At 38.2% G+C, this 19,262-nt stretch carries 20 protein-coding genes; 19 read left to right on the forward strand and 1 reads right to left on the reverse strand.

Features of this window, described 5'->3' with window-relative positions; genetic code table 11:
* The first annotated feature begins 52 nt into the window (after nucleotides 1–52).
* From F2A31_RS04335 to F2A31_RS04420, 18 genes are all read left to right on the forward strand, one after another.
* Nucleotides 53–802, forward strand: coding sequence for a hypothetical protein (locus F2A31_RS04335; RefSeq protein ID WP_407643268.1), 750 nt, complete (start codon nucleotides 53–55; stop codon nucleotides 800–802).
* A gap of 16 nt (nucleotides 803–818) precedes the next feature.
* A complete protein-coding gene (gene tssB, locus F2A31_RS04340; protein ID WP_150025350.1) occupies nucleotides 819–1,322 on the forward strand; it encodes a type VI secretion system contractile sheath small subunit in 504 nt (167 codons plus the stop codon).
* On the forward strand, nucleotides 1,315–2,796 hold the full coding sequence (gene tssC, locus F2A31_RS04345; RefSeq protein WP_150025351.1) for a type VI secretion system contractile sheath large subunit: 1,482 nt from the start codon (nucleotides 1,315–1,317) through the stop codon (nucleotides 2,794–2,796). The genes tssB and tssC overlap by 8 nt, the downstream gene beginning before the upstream one ends.
* Nucleotides 2,797–2,847: 51 nt before the next feature.
* Nucleotides 2,848–3,351, forward strand: coding sequence for an Hcp family type VI secretion system effector (locus F2A31_RS04350; RefSeq protein WP_109440901.1), 504 nt, complete (start codon nucleotides 2,848–2,850; stop codon nucleotides 3,349–3,351).
* Nucleotides 3,352–3,425: 74 nt separating this feature from the next.
* Entirely contained in the window at nucleotides 3,426–3,902 is a 477-nt protein-coding gene (tssE, locus tag F2A31_RS04355) for a type VI secretion system baseplate subunit TssE (protein WP_150025352.1), read from the forward strand.
* A gap of 12 nt (nucleotides 3,903–3,914) precedes the next feature.
* Nucleotides 3,915–5,723: a type VI secretion system baseplate subunit TssF gene (tssF, locus tag F2A31_RS04360; protein ID WP_150025353.1), complete on the forward strand. Its 1,809-nt coding sequence runs from the start codon at nucleotides 3,915–3,917 to the stop codon at nucleotides 5,721–5,723.
* Nucleotides 5,687–6,682 carry a type VI secretion system baseplate subunit TssG gene (gene tssG / locus F2A31_RS04365; protein ID WP_150025354.1) on the forward strand — a complete coding sequence of 332 codons (996 nt, stop codon included), beginning with the start codon at nucleotides 5,687–5,689 and terminating at the stop codon, nucleotides 6,680–6,682. The genes tssF and tssG overlap by 37 nt, the downstream gene beginning before the upstream one ends.
* Nucleotides 6,682–8,103 (forward strand): hypothetical protein, encoded by a 1,422-nt coding sequence (locus F2A31_RS04370; RefSeq protein WP_150025355.1) that lies wholly within the window; start codon nucleotides 6,682–6,684, stop codon nucleotides 8,101–8,103. The genes tssG and F2A31_RS04370 overlap by 1 nt, the downstream gene beginning before the upstream one ends.
* 28 nt (nucleotides 8,104–8,131) lie before the next feature.
* The gene (tssM, locus tag F2A31_RS04375) at nucleotides 8,132–11,941 is read left to right on the forward strand and encodes a type VI secretion system membrane subunit TssM (RefSeq protein WP_150025356.1); all 3,810 of its coding nucleotides are present in this window, start codon (nucleotides 8,132–8,134) and stop codon (nucleotides 11,939–11,941) included.
* Between the two features lie 37 nt (nucleotides 11,942–11,978).
* The gene (gene tagF, locus F2A31_RS04380; protein WP_150025357.1) at nucleotides 11,979–12,938 is read left to right on the forward strand and encodes a type VI secretion system-associated protein TagF; all 960 of its coding nucleotides are present in this window, start codon (nucleotides 11,979–11,981) and stop codon (nucleotides 12,936–12,938) included.
* 41 nt (nucleotides 12,939–12,979) lie between these two features.
* Complete coding sequence (locus F2A31_RS04385) at nucleotides 12,980–13,708, forward strand: OmpA family protein (protein ID WP_406741480.1); 729 nt, start codon at nucleotides 12,980–12,982, stop codon at nucleotides 13,706–13,708.
* 29 nt (nucleotides 13,709–13,737) lie between these two features.
* Nucleotides 13,738–14,346, forward strand: coding sequence for a PAAR domain-containing protein (locus F2A31_RS04390; RefSeq protein ID WP_150025358.1), 609 nt, complete (start codon nucleotides 13,738–13,740; stop codon nucleotides 14,344–14,346).
* Nucleotides 14,347–14,348: 2 nt separating this feature from the next.
* Entirely contained in the window at nucleotides 14,349–14,894 is a 546-nt protein-coding gene (locus F2A31_RS04395) for a type VI secretion system amidase effector protein Tae4 (RefSeq protein WP_150025359.1), read from the forward strand.
* Nucleotides 14,894–15,259 carry a hypothetical protein gene (locus tag F2A31_RS04400; RefSeq protein ID WP_228715649.1) on the forward strand — a complete coding sequence of 122 codons (366 nt, stop codon included), beginning with the start codon at nucleotides 14,894–14,896 and terminating at the stop codon, nucleotides 15,257–15,259. Before F2A31_RS04395 ends, F2A31_RS04400 begins: the two co-directional genes overlap by 1 nt.
* A 139-nt stretch (nucleotides 15,260–15,398) precedes the next feature.
* The gene (locus tag F2A31_RS15845) at nucleotides 15,399–15,761 is read left to right on the forward strand and encodes a hypothetical protein (RefSeq protein WP_150025360.1); all 363 of its coding nucleotides are present in this window, start codon (nucleotides 15,399–15,401) and stop codon (nucleotides 15,759–15,761) included.
* A gap of 190 nt (nucleotides 15,762–15,951) precedes the next feature.
* Nucleotides 15,952–16,722, forward strand: a complete 771-nt coding sequence (modA, locus tag F2A31_RS04410; protein ID WP_150025361.1) for a molybdate ABC transporter substrate-binding protein — start codon at nucleotides 15,952–15,954, stop codon at nucleotides 16,720–16,722.
* Entirely contained in the window at nucleotides 16,719–17,414 is a 696-nt protein-coding gene (gene modB, locus F2A31_RS04415; RefSeq protein WP_150025362.1) for a molybdate ABC transporter permease subunit, read from the forward strand. Before modA ends, modB begins: the two co-directional genes overlap by 4 nt.
* Nucleotides 17,411–18,028, forward strand: coding sequence for an ATP-binding cassette domain-containing protein (locus F2A31_RS04420; RefSeq protein ID WP_150025363.1), 618 nt, complete (start codon nucleotides 17,411–17,413; stop codon nucleotides 18,026–18,028). Before modB ends, F2A31_RS04420 begins: the two co-directional genes overlap by 4 nt.
* Here F2A31_RS04420 and F2A31_RS04425 read toward each other — a convergent pair.
* The gene (locus tag F2A31_RS04425; RefSeq protein WP_150025364.1) at nucleotides 18,023–18,289 is read right to left on the reverse strand and encodes a metal/formaldehyde-sensitive transcriptional repressor; all 267 of its coding nucleotides are present in this window, start codon (nucleotides 18,287–18,289) and stop codon (nucleotides 18,023–18,025) included. The two genes, F2A31_RS04420 and F2A31_RS04425, sit on opposite strands and share 6 nt — an antisense overlap.
* Nucleotides 18,290–18,346: 57 nt before the next feature.
* Between F2A31_RS04425 and dmeF the strand changes: the two genes are divergently transcribed.
* Complete coding sequence (dmeF, locus tag F2A31_RS04430; RefSeq protein ID WP_150025365.1) at nucleotides 18,347–19,258, forward strand: CDF family Co(II)/Ni(II) efflux transporter DmeF; 912 nt, start codon at nucleotides 18,347–18,349, stop codon at nucleotides 19,256–19,258.
* Nucleotides 19,259–19,262: the final 4 nt, after the last annotated feature.

The raw sequence follows: 19,262 nt of genomic DNA on the forward strand, positions 1-19,262 counted from the left end.
AATAATTGTCGACTCTATCAATTAAATAAGTTAAATAATGACGAGGCATATTTTGAAAAAAGCTATTGTAGTATCAATTCTTTGTGTAGCAATAAGTGGTTTTGCTTATGCAGAAGAGCAAGATGCAAAATTGGCTGATCAGGAATCTAAACAAGTTGATCAAGAGACAAACCTGACTGATAAAAAAACTAAGCCAGTTAAGCCGATTAAATTAAAAAGAAAATGTATTAAACAGAATCCCTTAGTGGAAGGACAAACTGATCAAGAGTTGCTTCAAATTTATCAACAAGTTTGTGATAAGTCGAATGCGAGTCAAGTAAATGATTTACTCGCTCAAGCAGCAAAGCGTATGTATGAGTTAAAGCAGCCAATGAAAGCTTTGACACTTGCCAATCAGCTCAATGAGAAAAATGTTCAGGGTGCATTATTAACAGATGTTACTTTTTTGGCTAGCGTAGAAATGGCGAATAATGCATTGCAACAAATGCGCTCCCAAGAAGTACGTTATTTAAGTAAAGATCTAACCTATCCACCAGCTAAAGAGTTAAGTGAAAATATTCGTATGGCGATGCCAGCTTCAGTAATCGCTGCAAAAAAGGTTGTAGAAGAAGCACCTAAAAAAGAGGTTAGAAGTACAAGTACTGCGAATCGTCGTACAGTGAGCCAAGCAAGAACTCGTACTGCACCACCACGTAATACAGCAACACAGACAACTGCACCAGCAAATCGTCCAACAACCACAACAACGCCAAGTGCTGTTCGACCAACAGGTACGAATCCATTTGCTTCGTTGAAAAAGTAATCAAGGGTAGAACATTATGGCTAAAAGAGAAAGCGTACAGAAGAAGTTACAACGCATTCGTCCACCTCGCGTGCAGCTAACTTATGATGTTGAAGTTGGAGATGGGAAAGAGTCGAAAGAATTACCTTTTGTTGTTGGGGTGATGGGGGATTTTTCGGCAGCATCTGAGCTTGAAAAGACTAAATTAAAAGATAAGAAATTTATTAATGTTGATTTGGACAACATTGATGAGGTGATGGAATCTTTAGCGCCAAGAGCAGCGTTTCAGGTAGACAATACGTTGACCGAAGAGGGGGGACGTATGTCTGTTGATTTGACTTTCAACTCAATGGAAGATTTTAGACCTGAGCAAGTCGTACAACAAGTTGATCCTTTACGTAAATTGGTTGAGGCGCGTGAGCGTTTAACAGATCTTCGTAATAAAATTTCCAATAGTGAGCGTTTAGAAGATTTGTTGGATGAGGTGCTTAAAAACACTGATCAAGTACGTCAATTAAGCGCGGAGGCAGAAAATGAGTAATTTACAAGCTGCAACTGCATCAAATGTAGAAACAGAATCTGCTAACTTGCTTGATTCAATTGTTGAGCAAAGTCGTATTGCACGTAATGATGATGAGCATGTGCGTGCAAAAAGCTTGATTGGCGAGTTGGCGAAAGAAGTGATGGCAGGAACAATTACTGTTTCTGAAAATATGACTCTATCGATTGATAAGCGTATCGCAGAGATTGATGCTTTAATTTCTAAGCAACTTAGTGAAATTATGCATCATGAGCAGTTCCAGAAGATTGAGTCAACTTGGCGTGGTCTTTACTATTTCTGCCAAGAAACACCTTCTAACTCAATGATTAAGATTCGTATGTTAAATACGACCAAAAAAGAGTTGGTTAAAGATTTTCAAGGAGCAACGGACTTTGATCAAAGCACGCTCTTTAAAAAGATTTATGAAGAAGAATATGGTTCATTCGGTGGCGCACCTTATGCTGCATTAATTGGTGACTTTGAGTTTGATCGCACACCATCAGATATGTATTTGTTAGAGCAGATTTCACATGTAGCTGCTGCGGCTCACGCCCCATTTATTTCCGCTGCCAGTCCAAGCATCTTAGGGCTGGAGTCATTCACTGATATTGATCGTCCGCGCGATGTTTCAAAAATCTTTGAAACTGCTGAATACGTCCAATGGCGCTCTTTCCGTGATAGTGAAGACTCTCGTTATGTTGCACTCACCATGCCGCATGTACTTGGTCGTTTACCATATCATCCAAAAGAGGGGACAGCGACAGAAGGTTTTAACTTTATCGAAGCAGTAACTGGCGAAGATCATAATGATTACCTGTGGATGAATGCAGCTTATGCTTTTGGTACACGTTTGACCAATGCCTTTGATGCGCATGGTTGGTGTGCGGCTATTCGTGGTGTAGAAGGTGGTGGTTTAGTTGAGGGCTTGCCTGTTCATACCTTTAAGACATCGGATGGCGAAGTTGTATTTAAGTGTCCAACTGAAATTGCGATTACTGACCGTCGTGAAAAAGAGTTAAGTGATCTTGGTTTTATTCCTTTGGTGCACTGTAAAAATACCGACTATGCGGCTTTCTTTGGCGCGCAATCTACTCAAAAACCGAAGAAATATGATAGTGATACTGCTAATGCCAATTCAGCATTGTCAAGTCAGATCCAGTACATCATGGCTGTCTCTCGTATCGCACATTACCTAAAAGCAATGATGCGAGATAAGGTGGGAAGCTTTGCATCAGCAGGCAATGTTGAAGCCTTTTTAAATGAATGGCTTTCTCAATATGTCTTGCTTGATGATGGTGCATCACAAGAAGCGAAAGCACAATATCCGCTTCGTGAAGCATCAGTAAAAGTTGTAGAAGATCCTGCTCAGCCGGGTCACTACAAATCAGTGGTCTTTTTAAGACCACATTTCCAGCTGGATGAGTTGTCTGTTTCCTTACGACTCGTGACTGAACTTCCGCAGTCCTCAAATTAAACAATGAGATCAGCTAGATAATAACTTTAAATAAACAGAGGTAATTTTTAAATGAAAGACATATACGTTGAGTTTCGTGGCAAATACAAGGTAGATGGAGAATCTCGCGATTCAGAGCACAAAGGTTGGCTTGAAGTTAACTCTTGGTCTCATAAAATCCGTCAACCTAAATCTGCGACCTCAAGCAGCGTAGGGGGTCATACAGCTGAGCGTGTTGAACATGATGATATGATTTTCGTTAAAGATTTGGATGCTACTAGTCCAAAACTTTGGGAAGCTTGTTCAGCAGGTTATACATTTGATGAAGTACAGATCGATTTTTATCGTGCAAACGGTGACAAGCGTATCAAGTACTTGCAAATCAAATTGAAGCACGTTCTTGTATCAAGTGTGACTCCTGTTGTAAATGAAGAAGGTGTTCCAACTGAGCAGTTCGGCTTGAAATATGCTGCAGTTGAGTGGACTTATAACCAACAAGATATTAACGGTACTGCGAAAGGTGCTGTTACTAAGAAATGGTCACTATCTAACAACACAGCTTCTTACGCTGCGTAATTGGAATTGTGATTTTTCTATAGAGGCTAATGGTTTATTAGCCTCTATTCCTCTTACTTTTCTGTTTTATCATCATGAATTTAGATCATTTATATCCATACGGGTTTAGGTCAACATTATTTGATCGCTTATTGCCTGAGCATGAAGATTATTTAAGAGGGTTGTCAATTCAGCAATTACGGGAGTCTGTTGCTCGTGATTTGGAAGATCTCCTCAATAGTCGAATTGCACAGTTTGATGTGGATATGAGTGAATACCCGCTCGCACAAAAATCAATTTTACAGTTTGGGATTATTGATTTTGTAGGGCTTTCCACTGCAAACCCTTTGGATCGAGACAAAATTTGTCAGTCAATTGAGCAATCGATTGCAGCACATGAGCCGCGATTGAGGCAGATTAAAGTTGAGATGCTATTGGATGGACATAATATGGGGGCGTTGTGTTTAAGTATTCAAGCTTATTTGAATATTCATCCTTTGTATGAACCTGTTTTCTTTGATGCTTTACTCAAACCTACAACACAACAATATGTTATTTCTGCCAGAGCCTAGTGTGAGAGAACTGTGATAGAACAACTTCTACCGTATTATGAAAAAGAATTACAAGAATTCGGTCAACAATCTAGAGAGTTCGCACAGAAGTATCCTAAGATTGCGCAACGTTTATCGCTGAATCAAGAACAAATCGATGATCCTCATATTGAGAGATTAATACAAGCCTTTTCATTGATTGCTGCACGTATCGATAAAAAACTTGCTGATAGTTATGATGTCTTTACCCATTCCCTATTTGAGGTGATGTTTCCTCAGTATTTGAGACATTTCCCTGCATGTACCGTGGTTAGCTTTGAAGATATTAATAAAGTTAAACAGTTAACCGAAGTACATAGAATCCCGCAAAAAACAGCATTGCGTTCACGCAGTTTTAAAGGGGTGCAATGTGAGTTTAATACTACCAATGAGGTTCGATTATTACCACTTGCTTTAACTGGTTTGGATTTTCAAACTTCACCTAGTACGCATATGCATTTGAATCAAAATGCAACTTTAAGTTTGAAGTTTGAAATCTTTAATGATGCGCATTGGGTACTAGAAGAAAAGTTACCTATTTATTTGGATGCGATTTCAAATTTTCCATTACAAGTTTTGGATAGCATTTTTAAAAAAGAAACAGGTTTTGCTGTTCGTATTGGGCAACGGACCATGGAAATTGCTAATCCATTTACAGCGATGGGGTTTAGTGAACAAGAAAGCTTATTGCCAGTTGATCAGCATACACATCATGCCTATCGCTTATTGATGGAATATTTTTGTTTTCCAGAGAAGTTTAATTATCTTAATTTGGATCTGGGCGTACTTAAGGGGATGCTGCGTGAACACGAGCAGAGCTTTGAGATACTCATTCATCTTAAATTAAACCTGAATGATCAAGCGATTGTCCGTAATTATTCAGAGTTGAATATTGCCAATTTTAAACTATTTACCACGCCTGCGATTAATCTGTTTGAAAAACAAGCAGAGCCACAAAAAATAACGCATACACAGTTACAGTATCCGTTGATCACAGATGCCCATCATCCTGAGCTATATCAAGTGTATTCTGTGATTGAAATGAATATGGTGCGTGAAAAGACTAATCAGGAGCAAAGCTATCTTCCAGTTTTGCCTTTTTTTGCTATGAGCCATTATCAGAATGATAAAGTTCAGTTTTTCTATTCCTTAAATTATCAGTCGTCAGCAACTCAAGCGATGCAGATGGGCTATTCGATTGTTTCTAAACATCTTAAACCCTATGAAATAAAATCTGATTTTATTAGTACTAAATTATTGTGTTCAAATGGTGATTTACCACACGAGGCTTTAGGGCAAAGTAACAATATTTTAAACCTGAATGATAGTAGTTTGGCGAGACGTGCTTTAATTTTAAAACGTCCAACATCACCTTTTGAGTTTGATAAGAATAAAAATGAACAATGGCGGATTATTTCGCATTTATCTTTAAATACGTTAGCTTTAATGAAAGGGGATGCCCTAAGTCATGTGAAAGAATTATTGGCCTTATATAACTTACCGCATTCGAAAGAAAATATTTTATTGATTGATGCGTTGAAAACTTTAAGTTTTTCAACGGTCAATAAATTGGTTAATGTGAAACCATTTCCCATGTTTGTTCGAGGTGTAAAAGTTGAATTGAGTGTGAATAGCAGTGTATTCCGTGGGCATAGTCTGTATATTTTTAGCCAATTATTAAGTCATATTTTTAACCTTAAAGTACAGATTAATAGCTTTGTCGATGTCATTGTTAAAGATAGTAGCAGTCAGCAGGAGGTATACCAATGCGTTCAGAACGTTGGTGGCAAGATGCTTCTGTAGTTGATCAGCTTTTTCAGCAAGCAGGTTCTTTTGAGTTTATCCAATCAGCTCGATTACTGCGTCATGTTCCTCATTCTTCTTTGCCAAAAGATTGGTCAGAGGATTTTAAGTTTGAGACGTCATTCAGTTTAAGCTTTCCAGCAACTGAAATTGAAGCGTTGAGTTATCAGGATGAACGTATTTATCTCACCAATTTGGTGGTGGGGTTGACGGGTACTCAAGGTGCGTTGCCTTATACTTATACCAATAAATTGAAACAAAGTCCGAGACAACAGCGCCAAGAAGTTAAACAGTTTCTTGGTCTGTTCAATCATGCTTTAACAGCAAAATATGTAGATGCAAGTCTGGTCTATAATTTGCCAATCCGTTATGAAATCGAATCAGAAAATCATTATCTGAATATTCTGCATGCCTTAAATGGCTATATCCGCTCTCAGCATGAACTACAGGATTTAGAAGAATACTTTGCAGAGTTTTCGGGGCTAATGCAGGGGCAAAATAATACTGCTCATGCATTAAAAACAGTATTAACCTGTGTGTTTAATGAACGAGTACATATTCAAGAATTTGTGAAAGAAAAATTTAAGCTGGGGGATGAGCAAAAAACCAGTTTAGGTGGAAGTACGCCAAGTTTATTGGGGTTAAATACGTTTTGTGGTGATACGGTACAACAAATTGATGGAAAAATTGAAATCCAAATTGGTCCATTAAAGCGAGCACAATATTTAGCCTTTTTACCAGAGCAACCTTTAAATAAAAAACTCAAACATTTAATTCAGACATGGTGTAGCCCAACTTTGTTTATTGATGTGCGTTTGATTTTAGATAAAAGCGAGATTGGGCCGATGAGTTTAAATTCGACGCATGAAAATGGTCTTGGGCAAGGGGCATTTCTCATGCCATCTGAACAATTACAACATAACACCGAAACTCGTTATGCATTATTAGGGGCAGCATAATGATTAAGAAATTTTTACTGCTCTTTTTAAGTTGTTTCTTTATCGTCAGTTTTGTTGTGATTTATTTCTGGCGCGACACTCAATTTCAACCTGATGCTAACGATCTGCTCCACTATTTTGTTTTTTTACCATTGTTGATTAGCACGGTACTTATTTCGCCGTGGTTGATTTATCATTTATATCAGAGGCATAAAGAAAAAAAGCAGCAAGCTTTGACTGCAGAGCAAAGTGAAGAGCATGAGTTGACTGAAGTGACTGATCCGCTGGAAAGCACCTGGTTAACCCTTAATCTTTATGCAGCGGGTGCTTATAGTGCACTTGGGGAAAATGATGCAATTCTTGATGGGATTAGATCTCTTGCGAGTCCTCAGTTAGATTCTAAATTATCAGATGTAATTGGATTGCCCGTTTTGTCCTATCGTATTGAAGATTTAGATCAAGTATTGAGTCAAGATGATTCAGAAGAGGCGCAATTTATCACGACTCAGCAGCAGCGAATCATGGCATTGATCCAGCATCAGCTTCAATCTCACCAATCACTTTTATCTTCCGTCGCTGATCATTTAAAGCAGTCTAGTCTGTTCTATGAAAGTCAGAATTTGCATGAATATCGTATGCATCCTGCATGGATTGACCCTACGCATTCAGAGGGTGACGAAACAGAAATGAAACCCGTTGAACGGGTTTATCGTTTAGATAAGTTAAATTTGCATATTTTACTGTCTGAGGACGTGATTCATACGTGGAATGATTTGAGTAGTAATGAAATCATTCAGGCATTTTTTTATGGTTTAGGAATCATTCCCCAGAAATTCCATATCGAGTATCACTTTGTTAGTGGGACATCCGTTGTTCAGCAAACGGTTGAGTTATTTGAACGTATTCAGAAACAACCAAATGAACTGAGCTTAATTATCACAGCGGATTCCGAAATCGATCAAGATATCTTGGATGAGCGCCTGTTAGGGAAAAAAACTTATATACCAGCTGAGTTTGTGAGTAGTTGTTGCGTTGCACATCCCGCCGTACAAATAGAGCAGTTGCAACCTTTGAAAACATTAAAGCTTGTATTAAATCAAAATAATTTAAATCAAATTTTTGAAGAGCTAAATATCCATGATTTACCACAATACGACAATGAAGAGCCTTTCGTTTTGCTCCTCGAAGATGGGGAAAACGTCAAGGTGGTTAAAAAGCTTGAACAATTTTTTGCCCAAAGTCCGATAGAACCGCACCATTATCTTTATTGTAAACCGATGTTCGGTGAGACTAAAAACCTTTCAAAAGCCTTTGGATTAATGTTAGGTGCGCAGTTTCCAGATCCTCAGGTCGCCTTTGTTTATGGCCAAGATTTAAAAGCATTTATTCAAACTTTTTCTGAATATCCGATGGATCAGGAAAGTGTAGCAATTGCTGATTGATTAACTTTTTTAAGAATTCGAGAACTCAATGTACATCATTTTAGGTTATCTGTGGCAGTACATCACCAATCCTAAAGCAATCATTGCCTTGTCTTTGTTTGTTGCTCTGATTTCGTCATATTCAGTTATTCCGCGTCACATTTTTTTTGCTTTAGTCGCAGCTTATGTGCTCGGTTTAATCATCTATGGCATTTATTGGTTAATCCAGAGAAGACGTCATGCTGCACAGGGTGAAGAATTAGCCAATGCAATTGAGCAAAATACGGGTGCTGAACAAGCTCAACAAGCTCAACAGAAAGATAAAGCTGAACTACAGTTAATTCAGCAGCAAATGAAAGAGTCAATTCAATTGATTCGTAAGTCAAAGCTTGGCGACAAAAAGGGCAATGCTGCGCTGTATGAGTTGCCGTGGTATATGGTCATTGGTAATCCTGCGGCAGGAAAAAGTTCTGCGATTTATAATTCTGGTTTGAAGTTCCCATTTGAAGAAACGCATCAAAAAATGGTGTCTGCAGGCTTAAGCGGCACACGTAATTGTGATTGGTTCTTTTCAACAGAGGGGATTTTATTAGACACGGCTGGACGTTATTCTGTTTATTCAGAAGATCATTCTGAATGGTTGGGTTTTCTTAATATTTTAAAGAAAAATCGTTCTAAAGCACCGATTAATGGTTTGATTGTCATTGTCAGTATTGCGGAGTTAGTCAGCCAAAGCCCAGAAAATTCATTAAAATTAGCCAAGAATTTACGCGCACGTATTCAAGATTTAACGGAAAAACTTGAGGTTGTGGTGCCGGTTTACTTGGTCTTCTCGAAAATGGATTTGATTGCAGGTTTTACTGAGTTTTTCGATTGCTATGAATCACAGGAATATAATCAAGCTTGGGGTGCAACGTTACCTTACGATCAAAGTTCATCGCACAATGCAGTAGAATTATTTGAAAAACATTACAGCATTTTGTATGACGGTCTAAAAAGTGTTAGTACAACTCATTTAAGTCGCCGTCATTCTCAAAATATTTCACCAAGTGTCATGACTTTCCCATTGGAGTTTAAGACATTAAAGCCTGCATTAAAGAGCTTCATTAGTACTTTATTTGAAGAAAATCCTTACCAATTCCAACCTGTATTCCGTGGTTTCTATTTTACCAGTGCATTACAAGAAGGCGTAATTGAAAGCCCAATGACGGAAAATATTGCCCAAGAATTTCAATTGGAGCAAATTCCAAATAGCAACCAAGAAGGGACATCACACTCCGTTGCACCAAATCATGGTTATTTCCTACAAGGTCTTTTTTCCAACGTCATTTTGCGCGACAAAGATTTAGTCAAGCAACATATCAATCCTGCGAAAAAGCGTCAGCGTTATATTGCATTTATTGGGGCTTTGGTGGGTGTTTCTTTAGTTCTAGGCGTTTGGGTTTGGTCATATCGAAATAATCAGCAGTTAATTGCAGATGTTCAAGCAGATTTAGATAAAGTTGTACATTTAGAAAAAGCATCTGGGCAGCAATTATCGACGCAGCTTGAAGCTTTGTTAATTTTACAAGAGCGTTTGCAGCAGTTGGATGAGTTCGCTGATAATCGACCACTCAAATTTAGTTTTGGCTTGTATCAGGGCAATCAACTTCGTGAAAGCTTAAAAACTGAATATCTAAAAGGTATTCAGCAGATTGTATTGACTCCAACCCAACAGAATATTGCTCAATATTTACAACGTGTGAAAGGTAATGAAGCAACTTTAAAAGAAAATCACGTTAATGTTGAAATTAAGCAAGTCGCGAGAACTCAACAATACTTAGAGCCATCCGATAGTAATCCACAAGATGCTTATAATGCACTGAAAGCGTATTTGATGATGAGTAATCCTGAATATATGGATAGTAGTCATCTAAGTGATCAGGTTTCACGTTTCTGGAGATCTTGGTTAGATGCCAATCGTGGACAGATGCCTCGTGGTGAGATGATTCAAGATGCGGAAAAAATACTTTCCTATGCGATGACTTTAGCGAATCAAAGCGGTTTCCCAGTATTGGAAACAGATGCTCAAGTTGTTGATCAAACGCGTCAAGTTCTATTATCTGTGATTCGCGGTATGCCAGCACGTGATCGTGTTTATAACGAAATCAAAATGCGTGCAGCAGTTCGTTATCCAGCGGTTACTGTTGGGCAAATCGTCGGCGAACAAAATCGAAATATTGTTTTAGGCAGTTATGCATTACCGGGTGTATTTACACAAAAAGCTTGGGATGAGTATGTTGAGCATGCGATTGATGATGCAGCGAATAAACCAACAGATAGTAAAGACTGGGTGCTAAATAGTCGCCAATCGGATGACCTAACTTTCTCTGGTAGTCCAGAGCAGATACGTAAGCAATTGGTTGCCTTGTATAAGCAAGAATATGTCGCGGAATGGAAGAAATTCCTGAATGGAATTTACTATGCCAAAGCTGATAAGTTTGATCAGCAAGTGAAGCATATTGATGTATTAGGTGAGCCGCAAAACTCGCCGATCCGTGTTTTATTGCAACGTATTGCAGTTGAAACCAACTGGGATAATCCAATTGTGCAAGCGGAACTCGCCATTCCAGAAAAAGGTTTCATTGCTTGGTTTAAGCGCAAAGTCTTGAAGAGTTCTGATGATCAACGCACTATTCAAGCCATGAATAATGCTCAAGGTGCGATCTCACAAGAGTACCAAATGTTCTATCAGTTGGTACGTAAACGTGATGATTTACAAAACAAATCCTTGTTTGATGAATATATGAATAATCTTGCGCAAGTGCGTAGTAAGTTCAATGATCTGAAAACAGCTGGAGAAATTGGGCCAAGTGCTATGGCATTGGTAAAACAAACCATTACTGATCAAACATCTGTATTTAATATTACACAGAAATATGTTGATGAGAAAATGATGGTGGGTATGAAAGAAGCTGACCAACAAGTGGCTCAGAAATTATTGATGAGTCCGTTGACGCAGGCCTTCTCAAGTTTGATTTTACCAACACAAGATGAGTTAAATAAGTTGTGGGGTATCCAAGCCTATCAACCATTCCAAGCAAATCTTAGTCAGAAATATCCATTTAATAGCAGTGTAACCTTACAAGCTACCAGTAACGAAATTGGTCAGATTTTTGGGGAAACAGGTAGTATTTCTCGCTTTGTCAAAGAGGCTTTAGATCCATTTGTGATTCGTCGTGGCTATGTTTTGACGTCTAAAACTTGGAAAGATTTGGGTATTAGTTTAAACCCACAGTTTGTGATGGCATTCCAACAGTATGTTGCACCGATTAATGGTATGGCAACAGGCAGCTTAGATCAGCCTGCGGCTGCGCCAGCATCGAATCAATCTAATTTCCAATTTTATCCATTACAAAACCCACAATTTTTGTCATATACCATTGATATTGATGGGCAACGTATGGTCTATGAAAACGGAATCCAGCAATGGGTGAACTTTGTATGGCCGAATAAAGGTGCGATACCAGGTGCACGAATCACGGCGGTTGATTTAGAAGGACAAACGCATACTATTTTCGATGAGCCAGGTGAATATGGTATTAACCGCTTAATCGATGCTGCACAACGTAAAGAACAAAATGGTAGCTTTGAAATGGTTTGGAAGAGCAAAGCTGATCCATCATTATCATTAAAAGTGAACTTTAGATTAATTAGTGGCAATAGCTCAGGCAATATTGGTTCGAGTCGCGGCTACGCAGGTCTACAACTGGTCGATAAGGTTGTGACTGAAAAAGCGGTTCGGGTCGTTTCTGCTCAAACCACACCAACAAATGCACAACCAGCAGCAACCCCGCCATCTCAAGGAGGCGCACGTTGATGATTAGGAAGATCTCGCAAGACCTGAGGGAGAGCGTATGCAACATGTAAGAACAACACCGTTGTATTATGGAAAGACGCCAGCCCGAGGGGATTTTATTAAATCTAAAGGGCAATATGCCTTAATCCAAGTGCTGGATCAGTGGATTACAGAGGCCTTAGAACATGCCATGTTAAGGCCCGATTTTAAGCAACGTTATGAAGCTCTACCTGCACTGGATTTTTTTATTGGTAATCCTTCAGAATCGATGTTTTTGGCTGCAAACTTGATTGCGAGCCAAGATAGCTCTGGTCGTCCATTTCCAATGGTACTGAGTCAACTTTTAGAAGTTGAGCAGCCTTATCAAAATTTATTGCTTGCGCCGTATTACTATAAGTCAGTATTGGTCGATTTATTTCAACGTAATCGTGTTTTGCGTAGTATCCGTGATACTACGATTATGTTGGATAAACTTAATAATTTGCCCAATACCGTACAGTTATTTACAGCATCTGAATGTAATGCCTTTTATGAAAATCATACGCTGCATTCTTTTGCGCAGTTGATGAAAATTAGCGTCTATAAACTCGCGCAAAGTATGATTGGCTTAGGGCTTTTATTGCAACCGATCTTAAAAAATGGTACCAGTCGATTAAATAAAGTACTCATTTTGCCGATCAATAATCATATGTATTGTTATGAAATTGCTGCATTTTGGGTTGGGATGATTGGTCGATTCTTGCAAAACAGCAATACAGAGCTTTTGATTGGTATTTTGCATCGTGAAGAGCCGATCTTATTTATAGGCTTTCAAGGGGCAGATATCATGGCATTAAGTGATCTGTTTACCCAAAACATGCAAAGTGAACATTGGGTTTCTCTCATTCAAGCAGAATGGATCGATGCCTATCTTGAGCAAAATGCAGGTCTTGCAACTTTGGAACAATCTCTGTGTCAGCGTCAGCTAAGTCTGAATCAAGGCTTAAAACTTTTCCGACAAACTTTTTTAGATGAATAAATATGAGAAATAACCGTAAAGTTCTACTAAGTACATTCATCATGGCTTGTTGTGGTTTGGTGCAAAGCCATACGGTGCTGGCTGCGCCAATTGTTGTTGAGGGCGTGGTTCCAAATGAATCAAGTAAACAAGCAATCTTAGTTAAAATGCAATCTGTATATGGGGCTGATCAGGTTGTGGACAAGATTCAGGTCCGTCCTGTTTCTGCTCCAAATGGGTGGAGCGATTCTGTAACTCGTGTTATTACACCTGACCTTAAGAAAGTGAAGCAGGGGCAATTGCGTGTTCGTGGTACGCAGATTGAGCTTACAGGTAAAATGAGCAATCCAAATGAAATTCAGCCGACTGCTTCGAATTTTCAGTCTTTGGTTCAGCAACCGTATCGTTTCAATGCTCAGCTTTCGGTCAATCTAGCTGAGCAGAAAGTGATTGATGATGCATTAAAAGATCGTATCATTGAATTTGAGTCTGGTAGTGCGATTCTGACTGAGACGGGTAAACGTATTTTGGATGAAATGGCAGTTGCCTTAAATAAAGTGGGTGGAAAACAAGTCAAAATCATTGGACATACAGATAGTTCAGGCGATGCCAGTCGAAATGTGATCTTGAGTAAAGAACGTGCTGTTGCAGTGCAGGATTATTTAGTCTCGAAGAATATTGCAACTGATCGTTTGAGTACTGAAGGTAAAGGGTCGAGTGAGCCGATTGCAGACAATGCGACGGCTGATGGTCGTCGTAAAAATCGTCGTATCGAGTTTGAAGTGCTTTAATTTTTTTAGAATATGAGAGGGATGTGATTATGGCAACACCCTATATCGTACTAGGTTGCCCAACCACAGGTGGTGGAAAGGTGATCTCGGGTAACAGTAGTTTTTTGATCGAAGGTATTGCGATTGCATGTGTTGGAGATAAGGCCACTTGTCCAAAGCATCAGACTGTTGCAACGATTATAAGTGGCGACCCTTGTATGTTGGTAATGGGTAAAGCCGCGGCAAGAGTGAATGATAGTTTGTCCTGTGGATGCAAACTGTTGCCAAAACAAAATTTAGCAGTTCAGGATAATGGTGGTGGTTCAGCTATTAATACAAGTCCTGCTAGTAGTAAATTAAATACTAAAGAAAGTTTTTTAGAAAAAAAAGATAAAGAGATTACAGCACTTTACTGGTCATATGGTAGTGAATTAACTGTTTTAAAAGATAAATCTAGGTTTTTTAATGATTTGAATCTTCATGTGGAGACTAGAGGATACTCTGATGGAGAACAGGTAAATATAACTATTGAATCTCAGGAAACAGAAATAGATGCTTTCGAATTATTTACTGTTTCTGTAAAAGTTAATAGTAATGGTAAGGGCATAATTAAAAATGTCTTTAAGGGTAAAAAAATATTAATAAACACAGGATATTAAATATGGGGACAAATATAAGAGCTTCAGCTGGTGGGCAGTCATCTAATATACAAACCAATAGACCATTATTTAACGAACTTTGGGAAAATTATCCTGTAAAAATGCCAGCTGGTGAAGTTTATGAAATGGTTGGTGGAAATGCTTATGCATTATATACGGAGAATCCTGTAGGTTATGCAAATGCATGTGCTTTGAGGTTAAGCAGATCGTTTAATTATGGGGGTATGCCAATCAAAAAAACAACTAAAGGTTATAAAGTTTCTGGAGGAGATGGCAAGTTATATCTGTTAAGAGTTAGAGAGATGATTAATTTTGTAGAGAATAATTTGGGTAAAGCAGATATTTCGATCAAACCAAATAATAATGAAGATGTGTCATCTCAAATACAAAATAAAAAAGGAATCATTATCTTTAATGTAACTGGTTGGGGGGATGCAACAGGTCATGTTACATTATGGAATGGTAGTGATTGTGGAGATAGTTGTTATTTTATTCATTCACAACCAACGGTTAGAACAACTGATGTATTTTTTTGGGAGTTGAAGTAATGAAGCTGATCTGTATTTTATCTTTTATTTTTTTAACTACAGCTTGTCATGCAAAGAGTTACAACTTAACTCAAGAACAGATGCAAATAAAGAATTTTGGTTTTAGTTATTGCTTAACAAAATTTAATAGTAAACCTTTGAGTGATGAAGCTTCCAAAGCAATGGGGGGGTATTTTCAAAAGGGTAACCATGATGAAAATGCGTATAAAAATATTAAGGAATTTATTAATAATTATGTGGTGAATGATAATAATGTATATAAGGATACAAATGATAAATCTATTTTGATGACTTGCCTAGATTTATATAACTTGAAAGAATACAATGATATTGTTAAGAAGCAAGATAAATTTATTTTTAGATAAAATTTATGATTTATTTTATATGGTGTTAATTGAAAACATAAGAAGATAGTTTAATTTAATAATGCTTTTTTCTTTATTTGAAGAGGGTGGAATGTGGCTTTTTTTTATTGATAAGGGCATTAGGTTTTTTTAACTTGTTTTGATCACTATTATTGTAGGTTGCAAAGAAAATAAAGCAGAAAATTTTAAATATGAGTATTCTGATCGTAAGCTTTGTGCTCTAAAATCGAATCATATTAAATCTGCAAATGAATTTGGTATGTTAGATAGCTCTTTTAAATATAAAGAGATTTTAGAGAATTTGTCTAATAAAAATAGTCATTATATTTTTTGTTTTGATATATCAAAAGTAAAATCAGATAGTTTGGAAACACAAATTAGATTAGAGATAAAAAAAGGAAAGTATCTTAGACAATATGAGTTCATAAATTACTCTTGCTTATCTACCCAACATACAAGATTGAATCTATCTAAGAGCGAAATGATGAAAATATGTGGTTAAAGAACACAAAGTCTTTAATTTTATAAATAGAATCGCTAGTGAATAGATGCATTAAAAATTTAAGTCTCAGTTGATGATAAGATATCAATAAAAGAGCTGAATTCACATCCAGACTGGCTAATTTTTGCTTTTGGTGTATCTTTACTGGGCGGTATGTTTTAAAAATATATCGAAGCAGAGGAATATAAGAATGCGGGTAAAGATCAAAGCAATATGTATAGCTGTAGTGGTGGCAAGTGGTGGAGTGTTTACTCCACAAGTTTTTGCCAAGAGTACCGTGACTGTATATGCTGCTGCCAGTATGACTGATGTGATCAATCAATTAACCCAAGACTATCAACAAAATAATAATGTTAAAATCAAAAATTCATATGCAGGTTCTTCAACTTTAGCTAAACAGATTGAAGCTGGGGCGCCAGCTGATATTTTTATATCAGCAGATCAAGAGTGGATGAATTATTTAAAGAATAAAAAGTGGGTCAAAATACAAGATCGTGTGAATCTGCTCGAGAACCGTTTAGTGGTGATTCGTCCTAAAAACCAATCCCTCACACTAAAAATGGAAAAAAACTTCGATCCAACGCTAAATCACAAAGGTCGATGGTGTACTGGAAATACTCAAAGTGTGCCCGTTGGTCGATATGCAAAACAGGCTTTAACATCACTCAGTTGGTGGAACAAAGTTGAACCCCATATGGTGGAAACCGAAGATGTTCGTGCAGCGCTTAATTTTGTTGCACGTGGAGAGTGTCGAGCAGGTATTGTTTATGCAACAGATGCGGCGATCAGTCGAAATGTCGAGGTTGCAGGCGTATTTCCAAAAAATAGTCATACTCCCATTATTTATCCAATAGGTTTACTAAAAAATAATCCTGAGGCCGTGAAATTCTATCAGTTTCTACGTAGTGATCGTGCAGCTTTGGTCTTCAGAAAATATGGTTTTAGTGTTCTTGTACCATGATGATGCTTAGTCCTGAAGAAATCGAGATTTTAAAATTATCCTGTAAGGTGGCGGCAACTTGTCTCATCTTTAGTTTGGTCCCTGCAACCATTATGGCGTGGGTACTGGCTCGAAAAGAATTCTGGGGTAAGTCTTTATTAGAGACTTTGGTCTTTTTACCTTTGGTATTACCGCCTGTTGTACCAGGCTATTTACTCTTACAGTTGTTTGGCAATCGTGGTTTTTTTGGACAATATCTGGCACCGTTGGGAATTGAATTTGCATTTAATTGGAAAGGGGCTGTACTCGCATCTGCTGTGATGGGTTTTCCACTATTGGTTCAGTCAATTCGACTAGCAATCGAATTGGTTGATCAGCGTTTAGAAATGGCTGCCAAAACCTTAGGTGCTTCTTCTTTTGGTGCTTTTATGCAGGTGACTTTGCCATTGGCAAGTAGTGGGATTCTGGTAGGGAGCATTTTGTGTTTTTGTCGAAGTCTAGGTGAGTTTGGCGCAACCATTACCTTTGTGGGGAATATTGCAGGCGAAACCCGTACTTTACCACTGGCAATGTATAGTTTAATGCAGCAACCTGACACTGAAGCTGCGCTGTGGCGACTCATTATTTTGTCATTATCCGTGGCATTTTTTGCTTTATGGTTTGCGCAATGGTTCAATCGGTATCAGAAAAATAAGCGTGGTTATTCGATATGATCGACTGTCAGTTACATGTTCAACAGGGGCAGTTTATTTTAAACCAAACTTTCCAATCTGATCAGCCTGTAATTGGTTTATTTGGTGCTTCAGGATCGGGAAAAACGACTATTTTGCACAGTATTGCGGGATTGATTACTCCGCAAACAGGTTGGATTAAAATTCAAGATCAACTGTGGTTTGATCAATCTCAGCGAATTAACTGGAGCACCCAACAACGCCGTGTCGGTTTGGTTTTTCAAGATGCCCAGCTTTTTCCACATAAAACAGTGATGCAGAATTTAGTGTTTGGATTTAAGCATATTCAGCCACAACAACGCCGATTCGAAGTGGACTACATCGTAGAATTACTCAAACTAGATCATTTACTGCATCGAATGCCGATTAAACTTTCAGGAGGGGAAAAGCAACGTGTGGCATTAGGCCGTGCATTGCTTTACTCGCCAAAATTGTTGTTATTGGATGAGCCTTTATCTGCTTTGGATGCAGCTCACAAAGCTGAAATTATTCCTTTTTTTCAGCAGGTGATACAGGAGATTAAAATACCGATGCTCTATGTCAGTCATGATAAATCTGAAATTGAACAACTGACTCATGAGATTTGGTACCTATAAATAACGTTGCAATAAAGTTAAGAATTTCTGTACTTCTTCATCATTCACCTGTTCTGGATCTTTGAATACATGTTGCTTTAAGTGCTGTTCAATCAGTTGATTCATTAAACCATTGACGGCACCTTTAATCGCGGCAACTTGTTGTAATACCTCTATACAAGATTGGTCGGGAAGGGTTAATGACTTTTCAACCGCATTGAGCTGACCTTGAAGTCGTTTTACCCGATTCAAAATTTTTTTGTCGTGATGCAGATGCGCCATTCCTTTTCTCCAGAAAAATAATATACTACTGGGGAGTATATTTTAAAGTCTCTCAATATGCAGCATAGTAACCTTAAACGTCGTCATTCTCATCAGTTTGATCAGGGAAATCCTCTCGCCCAGAAAAGAATTTTGATAGCAACGCTACTGACAGCCTTCATGATGGTCTTAGAAATTCTAGGTGGGTGGATCTTTAACTCGATGGCTTTGCTGGCAGATGGTTGGCACATGAGCTCACATATGTTGGCACTAGGATTGGCTTATTTTGCTTATCGTATGGCTCGACGTTATGCACGTGATCCGCGTTTTAGTTTTGGGACTTGGAAAATCGAAGTACTCGCGGGCTATAGCAGTGCGATTTTGTTGATGGTTGTAGCTGTATTGATGGCCGTTCATTCGGTTGAACGATTATTGAATCCTGTGACGATCCATTTTAATGAAGCGATTCCGATTGCAATAGTTGGCTTAGTCGTTAACCTGATTTGTGCGTGGTTATTACACGATGATGGTCATCACCACCATGACCATCACAACGGTCACCACCATCATGATCTTAATCAGAAAGCGGCATTCTTACATGTGGTTGCCGATGCGGTGACTTCGGTATTGGCTATTATTGCCTTGTTTGCGGCAAAGTATTTTGGTTGGAACTTTTTGGATACGGTATTGGGAATTGTTGGTGCATTGTTAGTTGCTCGATGGTCTTGGGGCTTGATGTGTGAAACTGGAAAAACCTTACTAGATGCAGAGATGGCACATCCTGTGGTTGAAGAAATACGAGAAGTCGTCGCACAATTTCCAAAAGTTGAAATGACTGATTTGCATGTTTGGAAAGTGGGGAAAGGTAAATTTTCTTGTATTATCGGATTAGAAACCAATGGCACAGAGCTAACGCCTGATAGTGTGAAGGCTAGTCTCGCAATCCATGAAGAAATTGTGCATGCATCGGTGGAAATCCACTATATTTAATTCA

It is taken from the genome of Acinetobacter suaedae (assembly GCF_008630915.1).
Lineage (GTDB): Bacteria > Pseudomonadota > Gammaproteobacteria > Pseudomonadales > Moraxellaceae > Acinetobacter > Acinetobacter suaedae.

Excerpts from the sequence above, each read along its gene's own strand:
- tssB (WP_150025350.1), top strand. The coding sequence starts at position 819 with ATGGCTAAAAGAGAAAGCGTACAGAAGAAGTTACAACGCATTCGTCCA.
- tssC (WP_150025351.1), top strand. The coding sequence starts at position 1,315 with ATGAGTAATTTACAAGCTGCAACTGCATCAAATGTAGAAACAGAATCT.
- F2A31_RS04350 (WP_109440901.1), top strand. The coding sequence starts at position 2,848 with ATGAAAGACATATACGTTGAGTTTCGTGGCAAATACAAGGTAGATGGA.
- tssE (WP_150025352.1), top strand. The coding sequence starts at position 3,426 with ATGAATTTAGATCATTTATATCCATACGGGTTTAGGTCAACATTATTT.
- tssG (WP_150025354.1), top strand. The coding sequence starts at position 5,687 with ATGCGTTCAGAACGTTGGTGGCAAGATGCTTCTGTAGTTGATCAGCTT.
- F2A31_RS04370 (WP_150025355.1), top strand. The coding sequence starts at position 6,682 with ATGATTAAGAAATTTTTACTGCTCTTTTTAAGTTGTTTCTTTATCGTC.
- tssM (WP_150025356.1), top strand. The coding sequence starts at position 8,132 with ATGTACATCATTTTAGGTTATCTGTGGCAGTACATCACCAATCCTAAA.
- tagF (WP_150025357.1), top strand. The coding sequence starts at position 11,979 with ATGCAACATGTAAGAACAACACCGTTGTATTATGGAAAGACGCCAGCC.
- F2A31_RS04385 (WP_406741480.1), top strand. The coding sequence starts at position 12,980 with ATGGCTTGTTGTGGTTTGGTGCAAAGCCATACGGTGCTGGCTGCGCCA.
- F2A31_RS04390 (WP_150025358.1), top strand. The coding sequence starts at position 13,738 with ATGGCAACACCCTATATCGTACTAGGTTGCCCAACCACAGGTGGTGGA.
- F2A31_RS04395 (WP_150025359.1), top strand. The coding sequence starts at position 14,349 with ATGGGGACAAATATAAGAGCTTCAGCTGGTGGGCAGTCATCTAATATA.
- F2A31_RS04400 (WP_228715649.1), top strand. The coding sequence starts at position 14,894 with ATGAAGCTGATCTGTATTTTATCTTTTATTTTTTTAACTACAGCTTGT.
- modA (WP_150025361.1), top strand. The coding sequence starts at position 15,952 with ATGCGGGTAAAGATCAAAGCAATATGTATAGCTGTAGTGGTGGCAAGT.
- modB (WP_150025362.1), top strand. The coding sequence starts at position 16,719 with ATGATGATGCTTAGTCCTGAAGAAATCGAGATTTTAAAATTATCCTGT.
- F2A31_RS04420 (WP_150025363.1), top strand. The coding sequence starts at position 17,411 with ATGATCGACTGTCAGTTACATGTTCAACAGGGGCAGTTTATTTTAAAC.
- F2A31_RS04425 (WP_150025364.1), bottom strand. The coding sequence starts at position 18,289 with ATGGCGCATCTGCATCACGACAAAAAAATTTTGAATCGGGTAAAACGA.
- dmeF (WP_150025365.1), top strand. The coding sequence starts at position 18,347 with ATGCAGCATAGTAACCTTAAACGTCGTCATTCTCATCAGTTTGATCAG.